This window comes from Clostridium mucosae, assembly GCF_024622765.1.
Lineage (GTDB): Bacteria > Bacillota > Clostridia > Clostridiales > Clostridiaceae > Clostridium.
On record NZ_JANKAF010000016.1, the window covers coordinates 25,165 to 41,854 of the forward strand.

The following is a 16,690-nucleotide window of genomic DNA, read 5'->3' on the forward strand; positions in this document are numbered from 1 at the left end:
ACCTTTATTGTCAACCCAAAAGTAAGTCAGTAAAGGATGATATACATCTCTAATATACTAAACAATATAATTCGTTAGCCCTTAAATTTGCAAATTTCTTATGTATTTTAAATTAAATAAACTATGCATACATAATAACAATAATTAATAAAAATTTTTTAATTACTAAACAGTTCCTTACTTAGATTAGTGCTAAAATTCGTCCCATGTTGTCTTAACTTATTACTAAACATTATAATTTTCTTTTCTGGTTCAGTATAAGGAATTCTAAAAGGATGATTATAATGCATATAATTTACTATATTTGTTCCAGCTAAAGATTCTTGAGTAATATCTATTTTATAGAAAATATACCCTCTTTGTTTTTGAGATTTATAAGGATAATTTATAGCACCTGTAATTTTTTCTTCTTGCCTTTCATCTCCAAATATATCCCTACTTGTAACCATTCCACCATTTAACCTAGGTATTTCAGCTGAATAATTAACCCCATCTTTTTCATATAATAATCTTCCATTTATAACTTTTAAAGGTCTTGTGTTACTTATATCAAAACCATCTTGCCAATAAGGTCCTTCTTCCCCCCAGTTAAAATATTCAATTGCATACATTTCATTACCATAAAGTTCAAAAAATATAGTTGTTACTTGAACATCAATTCCAAAATCATTTAAAATAGAATTAAATTTTAAATCTTCACTAAAAGTTTCAATATTTATTAAATTTTTAAGTTTACTAATATCCTCGTCTTCTATATCCTTAACAATTTCTATTGGGACTCCTTTATCAATCAGCGTATTTCTAAATCCAAATTCCTTAACAGAAATAACCTCACTTGAATCTAGCAACAAACTCCAACTACAAAAGTAGAAAATAGCATATATGTATAAGTAAGCTTTTTCTTATTAAGTATTTCAATCTTCCTCGAATCTATGTAAATAATAGCTTCAATGTCGTAACTTAATTTATATAAGGATTTAAATATATAAAAGTAATAAATAATTATTGGAATAGATATAACCCAAATTTGTCCTAATTCTGTTAATGCACAAATAATAATTACAATTCTCCAAATAATTATCCTTAAAATAATATCTTTTTTTAAGATAACTCCTGATTCCTGAAAAATTTTCTTTAAACCTAATCTAAAAATAACAAGAAAACTTAATTGAAAAACTGTAGATACAAATGCTAATATACCAATACCTTTAACGTTAACATTTAATGGTGTATTTAAATATATCAAATTTAACACTCGAAATATCATATTTATTATGGAAAAGATCCAAGCTAAGTTAAGAGATTTATTTTCCTTTCGCAAGTTGTGAAATCCAATATATAAAAGTACTGCTCCTATACACGGTAAAATATATTGTAAATAAAAAAAATCAAAAGTAATTAAAGTAAACATGAAGCCAATTGTAATATTTTTCATAGATTCATACCAGAAGCTTTTTAAATTTGATTCTTCTAAAACTATTGATTCACCCTTAAAATATTGCTCTATAAATTTCGTTTTTCCCATCTCCTTTATTTCTAAATTTCATGATTAATATAATTCCAAATAGTATTCTTTTAGAATCTATCACTCAAAATTAATTATATCATATTTATACCAAATATTGTTTTATTATCCAGATAACTTACTTATTTATATTTAATTATGTATAAATTTAAATTGTTTTTGCTAATAGAAATTTAGAATGCAGGGATACTTTCATATAATAATTAATAATGGAAAATATCATAGAGCTTTTAAAAGATATGGTTACAAAAATTAACGTAACTGATTCAATAATTGATTCCACCTTAAGACTACCTACTGAAGAAATACCTTTTTATTGCTTTGATAACACTCTATAAATTTGACTTCTTAAATTTTAACAAAAGTAAAAGGACACTCCTTTATAGTGAGTGTCCTTTTACTTTTTATTCTTATTACTTATTTACTATTAAACATTCTCCAGTCATTTCTTCTGGTTTTGAAAGACCCATTTCATTTAACATAGTAGGAGCTATATCTGCTAGCTTACCTTCTTTTAATGTTCTTCCTTCAGTTCTGTTTGAAACCCAAATGAATGGAACTGGATCTGTAGTATGTGCTGTAAATGGATTTCCTGTTGAGAAATCTATCATAGTTTCTGCATTACCGTGGTCAGCAGTTATAAATAAAGTTCCGTCTTTTTCTAGAATCTTATTTGCAACCTTTCCTAAGCATTCATCTACAACTTCAATAGCTTTTACAGCTGCTTCCATTACTCCTGTATGTCCAACCATATCTGGGTTAGCATAGTTTAGAATAATCATATCATACTTATCTTCATTAATTCTATTAATTAATTCTTCTGTTACTTCATAAGCACTCATTTCTGGTTTTAAGTCATAAGTAGCAACCTTAGGTGATGCTATAAGAGCTCTATCTTCACCTGGATTTTCCTTTTCAACTCCACCATTAAAGAAAAATGTAACGTGAGCATATTTTTCTGTTTCTGCAATTCTTAATTGATTTAAGCCATGATTTGAAACATATTCTCCTAAAGTATTGTTGATGCTTTCTGGTCTATATGCAACATTAACTCCTTCTAAAGTTTTATCATATTGAGTCATTGTTACAAATGTTAAGTTTAAAGTTTCTCTCTTAAATCCTGCAAACTCTTTATCATTTATTGCTCTAGTTATTTCTCTAGCTCTATCTGGTCTAAAGTTAAAGAATATTACTGAATCTCCATTTTTAATCATTCCATTTGAATCTACAACAGCAGGTAATACAAACTCATCTGTTTTATTATCGTGGTATGATTTTTCTATTGCTTCTACTGCTGAAGCTGCAATTTCACCTTTTCCAAGTACCATTGCATTGTAAGCAAGTTCAACTCTTTCCCATCTATTATCTCTATCCATTGCATAGTATCTTCCTGCAACAGTAGCTATCTTACCTACACCAATTTCCTTCATGTAGTTTTCTAGTTCTATTATAAAATCTTTTCCTGATGATGGTGGAACGTCTCTTCCATCCATGAAGCAGTGAACATATACATTTTGTAATCCAGCTTCTTTAGCTAGCTTTAATAATCCTTTTAAGTGATCTATATGTGAGTGAACTCCACCATCTGATAATAATCCCATTAAGTGAAGTGCTGCATTATTTTCTTTAGCATTGTTAACAGCAAGAGTTAATGCATCATTTTTGAAGAATCCACCTTCACTAATTTCTTTAGTTATTCTAGTTAATTCTTGGTATATAATTCTTCCTGCACCTATATTTAAATGACCAACTTCTGAGTTACCCATTTGTCCATCTGGTAATCCAACATATAATCCACTAGCTTGTAATTGAGTGTGTGGATATCTTTCCATTAATCCACTAAAGTTTGGTTTATTAGCTGCTTCAACAGCATTTCCATCTGACTTTGGAGCTATTCCAAAGCCATCTAATATCATTAACATTACAGGTTTCTTCGCCATAATTCCCTCCAAATTTTTATCAAAATCTATATTTGACAATATTCTAATATTATCTTTCTTAATTTATATCTATATTATACTATAATTAGTGACTTTAAACAATAAAAGCACCGACTAGGTAAACCTTTGCAGAAAATTATTTTAATCCGTAAAAAGCATGTTTTAGTAAATTTTCTAAAAATTTTAAATATAAGCTTCCATTACTAGTATTCACTATGTATTTATTATTTTTATACCAGCCTATATAATGTTTTTATTAATTTTATAATAAAAATACGTAAGTAGAAAAACTACTTACGTATTTAACATTATTAGTAATTAACTATTTGTGAGAAGTCAGCAGCTACTAAGCTAGCTCCACCAACTAAAGCACCATCTATGTCAGACATAGCCATTTGATCTTTAATTGTGTTTGGCTTAACTGATCCACCGTATTGGATTCTTACTTTGTCAGCAACTTCTTTACCAAACATTTCAGCAACAACGCTTCTGATAGCCATTATTGTTTCATTAGCTTGCTCATTAGTAGCAGTTTTACCTGTTCCTATTGCCCATATTGGTTCGTAAGCAATAACTACTTTTTCTGCTAATTCATTTGATAAACCTTCTAAATCAGCTTTAATTTGAGCTCCAACAACTTCATTAGTTGTTCCATTTTCTCTTTGCTCTAAAGATTCTCCACAGCAAAGTATTGGAGTTAAGTTATGAGCAAATGCAGCTTTAACTTTCTTGTTTAAAGCTTCATCAGTTTCATTGAAGTATTCTCTTCTTTCACTATGTCCTAAAACAACATAGCTAACTCCCATAGCTTCTAACATTCCTGGAGCAACTTCACCTGTGAAAGCTCCTTTTTCTTCAAAGTGCATGTTTTGAGCAGCAACCTTAATGTTTGATCCTTCTACTGCTTTTAAAACAGCATCTAAGCAAACAAAAGTAGGACAAACTACTACGTCACAAGTAGCATCTTTTACTAATGGTTTTAATTCTTCTATAACTTTTACAGCTTCTGCTGGAGTGTAGTGCATCTTCCAGTTTCCTGCTATTATCGCTTTTCTCATTTAAATCACCTCATATTATAATTAATAATTGCTAATGAATAATTGATAATTATAAAAATTATTCAACAAAGTTGAATAATAAAAATTTAAATCCATAACTCCACCTAAGTGGAGTTATTTCATTAATTATGCATTATCCATTATACATTGTTCATTTAACAAATATTTCTGTTTAATGAAGCTCCTCCTCAGATTCCTTCGGATGAGTAAGTTCGCTTTACTAAATCAAAGATTTAGAAGCTTATTTATTATTAAGTGCTTCTATTCCTGGTAATGCTTTTCCTTCTAAGAATTCTAATGAAGCTCCACCACCTGTTGAAATGTGAGTCATCTTGTCTCCGAATCCTAAGATATTAACAGCTGCAGCTGAGTCTCCTCCACCGATAACTGTTGTAGCATCTGCATCAGCCATAGCTTTAGCAACTGCAATTGTTCCTTTGTTGAAGTTTTCAAATTCGAATACTCCCATTGGTCCGTTCCATATAACTGTTTTAGCATCTTTAATTGCATCAGCATATAAAGTTTCTGTTTTTGGTCCGATATCTAATCCCATGTTTCCTGCTGGAATGTTTTGATCTTCTGTAACTACTGGTTCAACATCTTTGAATTCTGCAGCAACTCTGTGGTCAACTGGTAATAAGAATTTAACTCCTTTTGAAGCTGCCTTTTCGATCATTTCTTTAGCATATTCAACTCTATCAGCCTCTACTAATGATGATCCTACTTCATATCCTTGAGCTTTTAAGAATGTGTAAGCCATTCCACCACCGATGATTAATGTATCAACTTTTTCTAATAAGTTGTTGATAACAGCTATCTTATCTGAAACCTTAGCTCCACCTAATATAGCAACGAATGGTCTAACTGGATTGTTTACTGCTTCTCCTAAGAATTTTAATTCTTTTTGAATTAAGTATCCACATACAGCTGTATCTAAGAATTCAGTAACACCAACTGTTGAACAGTGAGCTCTGTGAGCTGTACCAAATGCATCATTTACAAATATGTCAGCTAATGAAGCTAATTCTTTTGAGAATTCTTCAACGTTCTTAGTTTCTTCTTTTCTGCATCTTGTATTTTCTAATAATACAACATCTCCATCTTTCATTTCTGCAACAGCAGCTCTAGCATTTGCTCCTACAACTTCTTCGTCTCTTGCAAAAACTACTTCTTTATCTAGCATTTCGCTTAATCTCTTAGCAACTGGAGCTAATGACTTTGATGCATCTTTTCCTAAGTGTGAGCAAAGTATAACTCTAGCTCCATTATTAACTAAATATTTGATTGTTGGTAGTGCACCATTTAATCTATTTTCATCAGTTATAACGCCATCTTTTAGTGGCACATTGAAGTCACATCTTACTAAAACCTTTTTACCTTTAACGTCTATATCTTCGATAGTTTTCTTATTAAAGCTCATTGATTTCACCTCTTAAATTTATTTTGATTAATCTACACAAAACTTATAAATATAAATTTAAATATAAACTTAAATATAAACTTATAATTCTTGCTTAATTTAAAATTGGCCTGGCCTCATAGATTTTCTATAAAACCAGACCAATAATTATATTTCTTTAATTATACATTTAACTATTTAATTATCTAGTTACGAAGTATTTTAAAGTTCTGATTAATTGGTTAGTGTATGACATTTCATTGTCGTACCAAGCAGCAACTTTAACTAATTGCTCATCTCCAACTGTCATAACCTTAGTTTGAGTTGCATCGAATAATGAACCGTAAGTGATTCCGATTACGTCTGATGAAACTATTTCATCTTCAGTGTAACCAAATGATTCGTTAGCAGCAGCAGCCATAGCAGCGTTGATTTCTTCTACAGTTACTTTCTTGTCTAAAGTTACAACTAATTCAGTTAATGAACCTGTAGTAACTGGAACTCTTTGAGCACCACCATCTAATTTTCCTTTTAATTCTGGAATAACTAAACCAATTGCTTTAGCAGCTCCAGTTGAGTTTGGAACGATGTTAGCAGCAGCAGCTCTACCTCTTCTTAAATCGCCTTTTCCGTGAGGACCATCTAATGTGTTTTGGTCGTTAGTGTAAGCGTGGATTGTAGTCATGAATCCTTTTTGAACGCCAAACTTGTCGTTTAATACTTTAGCCATTGGAGCTAAGCAGTTTGTAGTACATGAAGCACCTGAAATAACTGTTTCAGTACCATCTAATATATCATTATTTACGTTGTAAACAACAGTCTTTATGTCTCCAGTTGCAGGAGCTGAAATAACAACCTTCTTAGCACCAGCTTCTAAGTGTAAACCAGCTTTTTCTTGAGAAGTGAAGAATCCAGTACATTCTAAAACTACGTCAACGTTTAATTCTTTCCATGGTAAGTCAGCAGGATTTCTTTCAGCTGTAACTTTTATTTCTTTTCCGTTAACAACGAAAGCTCCTTCTTTAACTTCGATTTCTCCGTTGAATCTTCCTTGTGAAGAGTCATATTTAAATAAGTGAGCTAAAGTCTTAGCATCAGTTAAATCGTTGATTGCTACCACGTTAAATTCTGGGTTTGCGATCATTAATCTTAATGCTAATCTTCCTATTCTTCCAAAACCATTAATTGCTACATTTACCATTTGCAATTACCTCCTAAAAATAGTTATATTTAAAATTTTAAAAATTTTAAGCTTGTTTAGTGTGTTCCTTAATAAATTCTACAATTTTTCTACCAGCTGCTTCGTCTGTTATTAATACTGCATTTTGATTTTTCATCATTGTTGCAATAATAGCATCAACTTTATTTTCCCCAGCAGCAACTGCAATATGTGTGTTAATTTTTCTTGCTTCATTAATATTTATTCCAATTGAAGTATTTTCTGAAACTACTTTGGAATCTTTGTTAAAGTAACAACCAAACGCTTCACCCACAGCTCCTAGAGATTTTAGTTTATTAAACTCTTCTTCTGAAACATCTCTTTTTTCTGCCATAACTAAAGCATCACCAATACCATAAATTAATATATCAGCTTTATGGATATTATCTATAACTTCTTTTATTTCCTTTTCCTTTAGTAAAGTATCCAAAAGTTCTAAACTAAGGTTTTCAGGAATATGAAGCAATTTATAAGCACCATTTAACTTTTTTGCTAAGGATGCAGCTAATGTACTAGCCTGTATTTCAACTTTTCTTCCCATACCGCCTCTTGCTGGAACTACGAGAATATTTGAAACATTATTTATCTTAGGTAATGCCTCCACAAACTCTTTTATAGTATTTCCCCCAGTTATAGCTATTATATTATCATCTTTAATAATTGATTTTAGATAATTAGCTGTAGCTTTACCAAGTTCTTTTAAAATTATTTCGTTTGTTTCTACATCACCTGGAACAATTATTACATCTCTTAACCCAAGGAAGGACTTTATGTTTTCCTCGATATCTGATAAACCTTTTATTTCATGTATAAAATCTTTAAGCTTATCCACTATTTCTTGTCCCTCTTCAGTAACTGTCATTCCTGGAGTATTAATCTCTATCAAATTTTGTGATTTTAAAAAACTTATTTCAGTTCTTACGATTCTTTCTCCAAGATCTAACTGATTGGCTAAAACACGTCTTCCGATAGGCTGATTGTAATATATAGTCCTAAGAATACTATATCTTTTCTCTAGGACTTCTACAAGTTCAGGAACTATTTTTTTCTGTAAAGACAATATTTCCTGCACTTCCAACCCTCCTTTGGTCTAAAAAGGTCCCGCATATAATTTATATGTCCCATATTTATTATTATAAAACACTTCTATGAATTTTAAAAGTACTTTCTTCAAACTTTTCTAAAAGTTTTACAAGTTTTTAGCATTACAGCTTCATATATCCTATAAAAGCCAGCATATGTAAGTTTGCCTTTTCCATCACTACTTTACCTAAAAAGTCAGTTCGAACTACACATATGACATTAAAAACTTAATTGATAAGTTAAGAAAAGAACTTATAATAGAAATGCCAACTTTCATTTCTACTATATTTAATATAAATAGCTATCATCTCTATTATAAATTCCCCTTTTTAATTCTTTTTTATTCTATTTTTATAATACTCTTTTCATTCTATTCTTTTTCTTTTGCTTGATGATTTTATCCCCATTTCTTCCCTATATTTTGCTACTGTTCTTCTAGATATATTTAAATTTTTCTTATTTAATTCTTCACATATTATTTGATCTGACAAAGGTTTTTTCTTATCCTCATCACCTATCATTTCTTTTATTTGTTTTTTTATATTAACAACAGCAACATCTTCACCATTACCTTTAGATTGACTTAAACCTGTTGTAAATAAATCTTTTATTTTTACAGTTCCAAGGCTTGTTAATATATATTTGTCTTTTATAGCTCTACTTACTGTTGATTCATGAATTCCAAGGTCTTCAGCCATTTCTTTCATCGTCATTGGCTTTAAATATTTTTGTCCCTTATCAAAATACTCTTTTTGCTTCTCCACAGTTTTTTCTAATATTCTAAGTAAAGTACTCTTTCTTTGTTCTATACTTTTTATTAAAAACATAGCGCTATTTAATTTTTCTTTTACATAGTTTTCCGTATTTTTATCTTCCTTATTATTTAAGATATCTTTATATATATTACTTATTGATAATCTTGGTATAACGCCATCATTCATAATAACAAAATATTGTCCGTCTATATTTCTAATAGCCGCATCTGGTATTATAAACTTAACCTCATCTCCTGTATAAAATCCCCTAGAAGGCTTTGGCTCTAACCCCTTAATTATATCCCCTAAATCTTGAGCTTCTTTGGGAGTTATTTTCAAATTTTTAGCTATTGCATTAAATTTATTATCCGCTATTAAATCTAGATATTCATCTATTATTATCTCTAAGTTGTCATCTAATATTCCCATTTTTATTAGCTGTATCTTCAGACATTCCCTAAGATCCCTAGCCCCTATACCATCTGGCTCTAAATCTTGAAGTATATCTAATGACTCCTGTCCTAAATCAATTGATATATTTAATTCTTTACATATATCTTCTAGAGGCATGTCCAAATATCCTCTTGCATCAATATTCTCAATCATATATGATACTATTGCCTTTTTCAATTCATCCTCATCTATCTCAAGTAATTGCTCCTGCAAATACTCTGTTAATGACTCTTTTTGTGATATAAAATTAAAAGGCGATACATCTTCATCCTTATTATAGTCTCCATAACTTTGAGAGCCATAATTATCGAATTCTAGGTATTTTATCATTTCCTTATAATCTATTTTATCTTCGTAATCCTTTTCTTCTTGAACAAAATCAAAATCACCTTCTAGTATTGGATTTTCCACAAACTCATTTTCTATATATTCTCTTAAATCATAAGTTGACATTTGTAAAAGCTTTATAGATAACTGCATTTGTTGGGTCATTATTAATTTTTGCTCTTGTGTGAGATTTAAATTAAAGTCTAATTTCATAAAGTACACCTTCATTTCTAAAACTATAAACTATAACTTTTACTTAATATACTAGTATTAATGATAACACTCTTTAATACTAGTATATACTGTAAGTAAACGTTATATCAAGTGTTTATTGTACTCTAAATTCTAAGACTTCTTCTTTTATCTTTGGAATTTCAATCTTTTCTTTGATTACTTCACTTTTATAGTTATTGACTAAATTAATTGTTTCTTTATCTAATATTGACTCATTCATAATTATTTCAATTGTATTCTCTTTTAAGCCTTCATTTATTTTGTTTATTTCTCCGCTCTTAAACATGCCATCATTTGCTTCTGATATGCTTTTATAAAGAATATCATCAAATCTAATTACTAAAGATGCAAGTACATTATCCTTATAATCACTATAAACCTCTTGTGCATTCATACCGCTGTTAATTACATACTTTCCTTTTTCTTTAGCGGCTTTAAAAACTCCTTCAGAAGCTCTACCTGCGGCTGTTAAAATAACTTCACAACCCTTATCATAAAGTTCTATTGCCTGTTCATATGCCAAATCAACATTTGCACAATCTTCAACGTATTTTACATTTTCTTCTGATAATAATTTTGATAATGCTTTTGGATTAGTAACTTTAATCCCTGCCATATAACCTGATAATAATAACTTATTTGGTTCATTATCCTTAATAGCTATATATCCAACATCTTTATTACTGCTTCTCTTTCCTGCTATTGCCCCTACTAAAAATCCGCCCTCTTCATATTTAAAATCTACATTTTGGACATTACTTTCTCTTATCTTATTAGTAGTAACTATGAACCTTTTATTTCTATAGTTTGTTGCAGCTTCATTAACTACATTTTTAAACTCTTCACCAACTACAATTATTAAATCATTACTTTTAACTGCTTTTATAAATTGCTTTTGAAAACTGTCTTCATCATCTCTGTCTATTTCTATGATAGTTAATTTAATGCTATCTTCTATAATAGATTTATTTATTCCTTCTAACCCTAACTGATTAAGCCCCTTATCTTCTAAACATCCTTTATTAATAACATAAGCTACTTTCAGTCTATCTAAATCTATTACGTGACTATTAAGCACTCCACAACTTACAAGCATACTAATTAGACATATACTTAGAGTTAGTAAAAATAGTCTTTGTTTATTCACTGTAACCACCTTCCTTTTTACTTTAGGTTACCCAAATAAATATATAAAAATTCAGTTTGTCTTTTTTACAAAATAAAAAAGATAAAGAATTTACTCTTTATCTTTTTAGTCTTATTATAAAAGTTATTTATTCTAAAAGTTATTTATTCTAAAAAATTTATTTATTATTCCATATATTTAGTTTGTACTCTTATTTTATATCTTTTAAGTTATTCAAAACTATTTAAAACTTATTTGCTTATAAAAAATAGACCACTTACTCTTGTACCAGAATGTATTCCAACTGCACAACCTGGTTTTGTTTCAATATATTTTATATTGTTATCCTCTAAATATTTTTTAAGTTCACCCTTCATTTCTGGGCTTTCTATTTCGATTAATATAACTGGCTCATTTTTATCTGGATTGCTTGATTCATAATCTGATATTATCTTCTTTAATGCTTTTTTATTACCTCTTACCTTATCTTTTGCAGTCATCATTCCATCTTCGAACCCAATTATTACTCTAAGTCCTAATGCTGTTCCAATAACACCAGCAGTCTTTGATATTCTTCCACCTCTAACTAGGTTTTCTAAGGATTCAAAGCATAATGATGCATTCATTTTAGGTATCATTTTTATTATTTCTTCCTTTATAGCTTCTGCGCTATATCCTTTATCTCTAAGCTCACAAGCCTTCAAAACAAAGAAACCTTGAGCAGATGTTATAACTTGTGTATCCACTATAACTATATCATCAGATTCAATCATATCTTTTGCAATACATGCTGAATTATATGTTCCACTCATATTAGATGACATAAGGATTGTTAAAACTTTATAACCTTCATCTAAATACTTTCTAAAGATTTCTTCAAATCTAACCGGAGTAATTTGTGCTGTCGTTGGAAGTATTTGTTCACTTTGTATTTTTTCTTGCATTTGTTCTAAATTAATTTCTTCTCTATCAATATAACTTTTATCACCAAAATTAATTAAAACTGGTATAACTTCTATATTATTTTGTTTAATTAACTCTTCTGGAAGATCTAAGCAACTATCTGTTAATATTTTTATCTTTTCCACTTCTATTCCCCCTAAATTTATTTCATTTCAGGAAAACCAATTTGCCTTAAAGCTTCGTATGCAACAATTGCAACTGTATTTGAAAGATTTAAACTTCTTGTACTCGTTTTGATCATTGGCACTCTTATTCCTTCATGATTGTTATGTACTTCTTCTGGAACACCTGAAGATTCTCTTCCAAACATTATAAAATCCCCTTCTTTAAATGAAGCTTCATCATAATGTACCCCACCATGAGTTGTAGCTAAAAATATTCTTTCATTTCCATATTTGTTCATAAAATCTTCATAGCTTTCATGCATTTCAAGCTTTAATTCACTCCAATAATCTAATCCAGCACGCTTTACTTGTTTATCATCTATTTTAAAGCCCATAGGTTCAATTAAATGTAGTGTTGAATTTGTTAAAACACAAGTTCTTGCAATATTACCTGTATTTTGTGGTATTTCTGGTTGGTATAAAACTATATTTAAATTCAATTTTCTTACCTCCGATTAAAAAAGCAAGATGAAATCATCTTACTTTAGTAAAACTATATAAAAAATGATACTATATGAATCTTGATTAGTCAAAACATTTAGCATTTATTAACATAATATTATTTTATATTATAAAAATAATATTCCTATTAAGTATTTTTTGATTTCGAATCAAGTAAATATTCTATTGTCTTTTCTTTCAAAGTTGTTTTTTTATTTTATAAAAGTAATGTTATCTAATGATTAATATCTAATTGAAAATTTTTTAATACTTAAAAATCTAAAGTTTAAAGAATTTTTTTATAGCTTTTTCAACACCATTTTCAATATTAGTATCAGTAATATAATCTGCTAATTTTTTTACTGGTTCTATTGCATTACCCATTGCTATTCCAATTCCAGCATACTCAAGCATAGATAAATCATTTTCATTATCTCCAATACATATAATTTCTTCTCTTTTAAAACCGTAATAATTTGCTAAAGCTTTTACAGCATTACCTTTAGATGCACCTTTACTATTAATTTCAACGCTTCTTTTCCCTGAGCCGTAATATACTATACTATTTAAACTATTTAGATGGTTTTTAACTTTTTCAATCTTCTCTGGTTTTGTTGAAAAAGCTATACATTTAGTTATTTTCCCATGATTTTTTCTAAAAAACTTTTTCCACTTTTCTATATTATTGATAACATAATAATTTATTTTTAAATTATCATACCCTATTTGTTTTGTCATATATAATTTAGTTCCAAGCTCTGTAATCCTATTACTACAATATATACTATCTAAAGTATAAAAATGAAAATGCATCTTCATTTTATATAGCATTTCAACTAGCCTAATACACTCTTCTGTTTCAATTGGTTTTTCATATATAACTTTATTTGTATTTTTCTCCCTAACAATAGCTCCGTTAGCTGCAATAACAGGTGATTCAACTCCTAAAAGATGTGAATAATATGCTGCATTGTTATAAATTCTCCCTGTAGTTACTACTATTTCTACACCCTTTTCATGAATTTCTTTTATTACTTTTTTGCTTTCTTCGGATATTTTTTTCCCTTTACCTAGTAAAGTTCCATCCATATCAATACAAACCATTTTGTATTCCATAAAATACTCCTTTATTCACATTTTCATATTATTATAATATCATTATGCTAGATTTTCGACAATAAACTTATAGTCTTTCTAACATTTATTATTCTATTTAACTAAAAAAATTATAAAAAATAGAATGGTTAATATATCCATTCTATTTTATATCTATTATTGATTTGGTTTTTTCTCTTCAGTAGAAGTTTGTGGTTTCTCTTCTGTTTTATTAGTTGAATTTTGAGGAGTTTCTTTCTTTTTAGTTCCTCTTTTTATAACTGTATTTGTTGTTAAATAAACATCTGTAGCTATAAACTCTCTATCCACTTCAACACCATTTTCATATGTTATTTGATAAGAGCTTGCCTTATAACCTGGCATTCCATGTGATACAACTTTTTCAGTACCTTCTTCCATAGTTGGATCATCTTCATACTTAACTTCTGGATTGTATTTTTCATGAACTTCATTTACAAGCTCATAAGTTTTTCCACCCATAGCTTCTACATTACCATATATGTTAAATGATACTGTTCCTCCAGCTACATATCCTTGAATGTAAACTGGAAAATCATATGAATTCTTGAATTTATAGTCTATAACACCATTTGCAACTGTTGCATCTAATCCAGGTTCTGAATAAGAAACAGTTAAGGAATGATTCATTCTTTCTGTTGATCTTAAATTTGCTCTCATTGCTGCTCTATAAAGAGTTGTTGATACTTGACATATTCCTCCACCGTAGTCTGGAACAATTTCATTTCCAATATATGTATTAGCTTTTTCATATCCTTTATCTGGGGTTGTATCTCCAATTAATGCATTGTAGCTAAACTCTTCTCCTGGCATTACTATTGTTCCATTTACAATTTGAGCTGCAATTTTCATATTTTTAACCCTACCATCTCCAGTATCTTTATAACTACTACTATAACCGCTTATTTTTCCAGTTACTTTATTTAAATCTTCTGCTTTTACTTTTGCTTGTTCTTCTTTTAGCTCAAATGTTAATTCAACAGTATTAGTTGGATCTCCATTAATATTTTCAACTAGTTTATTATGAAGCTCTTCTTCGTCTATCTTCTTTCCAACAACTTCTGATGTAACCACTATGTTTCCTGAATTTATTTCTATAGTAGCATCTTTCGGAGCTACATTTACTTCAGTTTTAACCTTTTCTTCAAAAGCCTTTAAACTTTCTTCATCATATGTAATCTTAGCTTCTATGTTAATATCATCATCATTTTTAATTAGTGAATTTTTACTAAACATTCCACCATCTTTCCCATAATTAAAAGCTTCCTCTGCTATTGATTCTATGTCATATTTAGGCTTTATTTCACTATAAGCTAACTCTAACTTCTTATCACCAACCAAAATATCTAACTTCTTGTCCATAATAAGATTTGATAATTTTTCGTTTAAAGAGTTTGTAGCTTCTTCTTTACTTAATCCACCTAACTCAACACCATATACAGCAATCCCCGGATAAACCTTATTCTCCCATGCTGCTACTCTATTATTCACTGAAAAAATATAACTTATAATTCCTACTATAACTATTATTGCTATAGCTATTGCAGCTATTACTGTATTTTTATATTTGGGAGATATAGTCTTTTTTAAATTATTTTTTTGTTCCTCCAACTGCCCCACTCCTTTCTAAATAAGCATAACAAAAATTACGAAAATATTATTATTCCCTATAATTATAATACTACTATATCATTAATATTATGTTATATTCTACAGTTTATTTTAATATATTTATATGAATAAAATAATTAACTTTAATTAAGTACTTAATAAAAAAATTCATGATTTTTTGTCAATCAAATATAAAATAATTAAAGCTTATAATATTATAATTACCTTTAATATTATAAGCTCTATAATTAGTATTATTTTAATGTTTTAATGTAAATATTTTAGACAGTAACTCTACTTCTAATTCTAGATGTTTCTCCATCATAATCAAAAGCTTCTATAGTTATATTTACAGGAGAAGTTGTTTTAACAGGTAATTCAGATAATCTTATTTCAAAACTTGTATCATTTTTTCCTACTGTTCCAATCCAATAGCCATTCTCAAAAATATTATATCCCAATAAATCAGCATCATCATTTCTTCTCCATGAAACCTTTAATAATCCACCTTCCTTGACAGCTCTTAAATCTCTTACCTGTCTCGGTTGCATAAGTAAATCTAAATTATCAGGACCCCAATTGGCATCAACAGGATTTCCAACACCATTAACTACTTGACCTTCACTAAATTGCCATATTCTCCATCTCGTCCATCCACCTAAATTTGGAGGATATGGTGGATTAACTGGAACATTTGTATACATCGCTATCCATAAAGGCATATTTTTTAGTGGTTGTGTTCCATTAGGTAATTTAAAGTCATTATATAGCTCTATAAAAAAAGCTCCTGTATATAACATTAATCTTCTTCTAGTTTTTCTCTCGAACCTTTTTCTAAATCTATCTACCCAATCAATTAATGCTTTTGTACTTATTTTATTATCTATTGGTGCTTCAACATCTACTACTGGAAATAAATCTCCGTAATCTTTTTCTCCAAACCCTTCCTGTAATATGTCTATGAACTCGTCACATTGAGAATCTGCAGTAGTTAAATCATATGAAGGTAAAGCATAGTGATATGCGCCTACTGGTATTCCATAATCTCTAGCAGCTTTAGCGAATTCTAAGAATCTCCTATCAACTCTAAATCTTCCCGATCCTGAACCTGATGCTCTTAGATATAAAAAATCTATTGTTCTTGCTAGAGTTTGAAAATTAACCTCTTGTGTATATTCATTTATGTCTATTCCAAATCTACTATTAGGATTTTTATTTTGCATTTTTCCTCCAAGAAAAATATTCTCTATATTAGTTT

15 protein-coding genes are annotated in these 16,690 nt (G+C 29.0%); 1 reads left to right on the forward strand and 14 read right to left on the reverse strand.

Features of this window, described 5'->3' with window-relative positions; translation table 11 throughout:
* Positions 1 to 158: 158 nt before the first annotated feature.
* Together NSA50_RS15215 and NSA50_RS15220 are read right to left on the reverse strand one after the other, a co-directional pair.
* A complete protein-coding gene (locus tag NSA50_RS15215) occupies positions 159 to 851 on the reverse strand; it encodes a hypothetical protein (RefSeq protein ID WP_257446404.1) in 693 nt (230 codons plus the stop codon).
* Positions 842 to 1,525 carry a hypothetical protein gene (locus tag NSA50_RS15220; protein WP_257446407.1) on the reverse strand — a complete coding sequence of 228 codons (684 nt, stop codon included), beginning with the start codon at positions 1,523 to 1,525 and terminating at the stop codon, positions 842 to 844. The genes NSA50_RS15215 and NSA50_RS15220 overlap by 10 nt, the downstream gene beginning before the upstream one ends.
* A gap of 209 nt (positions 1,526 to 1,734) precedes the next feature.
* Here NSA50_RS15220 and NSA50_RS15225 point away from each other — a divergent pair, with 209 nt between their 5' ends.
* Positions 1,735 to 1,863 carry a hypothetical protein gene (locus NSA50_RS15225; RefSeq protein WP_257446409.1) on the forward strand — a complete coding sequence of 43 codons (129 nt, stop codon included), beginning with the start codon at positions 1,735 to 1,737 and terminating at the stop codon, positions 1,861 to 1,863.
* 75 nt (positions 1,864 to 1,938) lie between these two features.
* On the opposite strand, the gene gpmI is transcribed toward NSA50_RS15225, so the two are convergent.
* The 12 genes from gpmI to NSA50_RS15285 form a co-directional block, all read right to left on the reverse strand.
* Complete coding sequence (gpmI, locus tag NSA50_RS15230) at positions 1,939 to 3,465, reverse strand: 2,3-bisphosphoglycerate-independent phosphoglycerate mutase (protein ID WP_257446412.1); 1,527 nt, start codon at positions 3,463 to 3,465, stop codon at positions 1,939 to 1,941.
* 311 nt (positions 3,466 to 3,776) lie between these two features.
* Positions 3,777 to 4,523 (reverse strand): triose-phosphate isomerase, encoded by a 747-nt coding sequence (gene tpiA / locus NSA50_RS15235; RefSeq protein ID WP_097033114.1) that lies wholly within the window; start codon positions 4,521 to 4,523, stop codon positions 3,777 to 3,779.
* A 241-nt stretch (positions 4,524 to 4,764) separates the two neighbouring features.
* Complete coding sequence (locus NSA50_RS15240) at positions 4,765 to 5,943, reverse strand: phosphoglycerate kinase (RefSeq protein WP_142418739.1); 1,179 nt, start codon at positions 5,941 to 5,943, stop codon at positions 4,765 to 4,767.
* A gap of 181 nt (positions 5,944 to 6,124) precedes the next feature.
* Complete coding sequence (gene gap / locus NSA50_RS15245; RefSeq protein ID WP_195262830.1) at positions 6,125 to 7,123, reverse strand: type I glyceraldehyde-3-phosphate dehydrogenase; 999 nt, start codon at positions 7,121 to 7,123, stop codon at positions 6,125 to 6,127.
* A gap of 46 nt (positions 7,124 to 7,169) precedes the next feature.
* Entirely contained in the window at positions 7,170 to 8,213 is a 1,044-nt protein-coding gene (locus NSA50_RS15250; RefSeq protein WP_257446422.1) for a sugar-binding transcriptional regulator, read from the reverse strand.
* Between the two features lie 376 nt (positions 8,214 to 8,589).
* Complete coding sequence (gene rpoN / locus NSA50_RS15255) at positions 8,590 to 9,972, reverse strand: RNA polymerase factor sigma-54 (RefSeq protein WP_257446425.1); 1,383 nt, start codon at positions 9,970 to 9,972, stop codon at positions 8,590 to 8,592.
* A 115-nt stretch (positions 9,973 to 10,087) separates the two neighbouring features.
* Positions 10,088 to 11,140, reverse strand: coding sequence for a BMP family lipoprotein (locus NSA50_RS15260; RefSeq protein ID WP_257446429.1), 1,053 nt, complete (start codon positions 11,138 to 11,140; stop codon positions 10,088 to 10,090).
* Positions 11,141 to 11,370: 230 nt separating this feature from the next.
* Positions 11,371 to 12,207 carry a DegV family protein gene (locus tag NSA50_RS15265; protein ID WP_195262826.1) on the reverse strand — a complete coding sequence of 279 codons (837 nt, stop codon included), beginning with the start codon at positions 12,205 to 12,207 and terminating at the stop codon, positions 11,371 to 11,373.
* 17 nt (positions 12,208 to 12,224) lie between these two features.
* Positions 12,225 to 12,686: a tRNA (cytidine(34)-2'-O)-methyltransferase gene (locus tag NSA50_RS15270; protein WP_257446435.1), complete on the reverse strand. Its 462-nt coding sequence runs from the start codon at positions 12,684 to 12,686 to the stop codon at positions 12,225 to 12,227.
* Between the two features lie 280 nt (positions 12,687 to 12,966).
* Positions 12,967 to 13,803 carry a Cof-type HAD-IIB family hydrolase gene (locus NSA50_RS15275; protein ID WP_195262824.1) on the reverse strand — a complete coding sequence of 279 codons (837 nt, stop codon included), beginning with the start codon at positions 13,801 to 13,803 and terminating at the stop codon, positions 12,967 to 12,969.
* 156 nt (positions 13,804 to 13,959) lie between these two features.
* Positions 13,960 to 15,432 carry a VanW family protein gene (locus NSA50_RS15280; RefSeq protein ID WP_257446440.1) on the reverse strand — a complete coding sequence of 491 codons (1,473 nt, stop codon included), beginning with the start codon at positions 15,430 to 15,432 and terminating at the stop codon, positions 13,960 to 13,962.
* A 281-nt stretch (positions 15,433 to 15,713) separates the two neighbouring features.
* On the reverse strand, positions 15,714 to 16,655 hold the full coding sequence (locus tag NSA50_RS15285; protein ID WP_195262822.1) for a glycoside hydrolase family 25 protein: 942 nt from the start codon (positions 16,653 to 16,655) through the stop codon (positions 15,714 to 15,716).
* Positions 16,656 to 16,690 lie beyond the last annotated feature (35 nt).

Excerpts from the sequence above, each read along its gene's own strand:
- NSA50_RS15220 (WP_257446407.1), bottom strand. The coding sequence starts at position 1,525 with ATGGGAAAAACGAAATTTATAGAGCAATATTTTAAGGGTGAATCAATA.
- NSA50_RS15225 (WP_257446409.1), top strand. The coding sequence starts at position 1,735 with ATGGAAAATATCATAGAGCTTTTAAAAGATATGGTTACAAAAATTAAC.
- gpmI (WP_257446412.1), bottom strand. The coding sequence starts at position 3,465 with ATGGCGAAGAAACCTGTAATGTTAATGATATTAGATGGCTTTGGAATA.
- tpiA (WP_097033114.1), bottom strand. The coding sequence starts at position 4,523 with ATGAGAAAAGCGATAATAGCAGGAAACTGGAAGATGCACTACACTCCA.
- NSA50_RS15240 (WP_142418739.1), bottom strand. The coding sequence starts at position 5,943 with ATGAGCTTTAATAAGAAAACTATCGAAGATATAGACGTTAAAGGTAAA.
- gap (WP_195262830.1), bottom strand. The coding sequence starts at position 7,123 with ATGGTAAATGTAGCAATTAATGGTTTTGGAAGAATAGGAAGATTAGCA.
- rpoN (WP_257446425.1), bottom strand. The coding sequence starts at position 9,972 with ATGAAATTAGACTTTAATTTAAATCTCACACAAGAGCAAAAATTAATA.
- NSA50_RS15275 (WP_195262824.1), bottom strand. The coding sequence starts at position 13,803 with ATGGAATACAAAATGGTTTGTATTGATATGGATGGAACTTTACTAGGT.
- NSA50_RS15285 (WP_195262822.1), bottom strand. The coding sequence starts at position 16,655 with ATGCAAAATAAAAATCCTAATAGTAGATTTGGAATAGACATAAATGAA.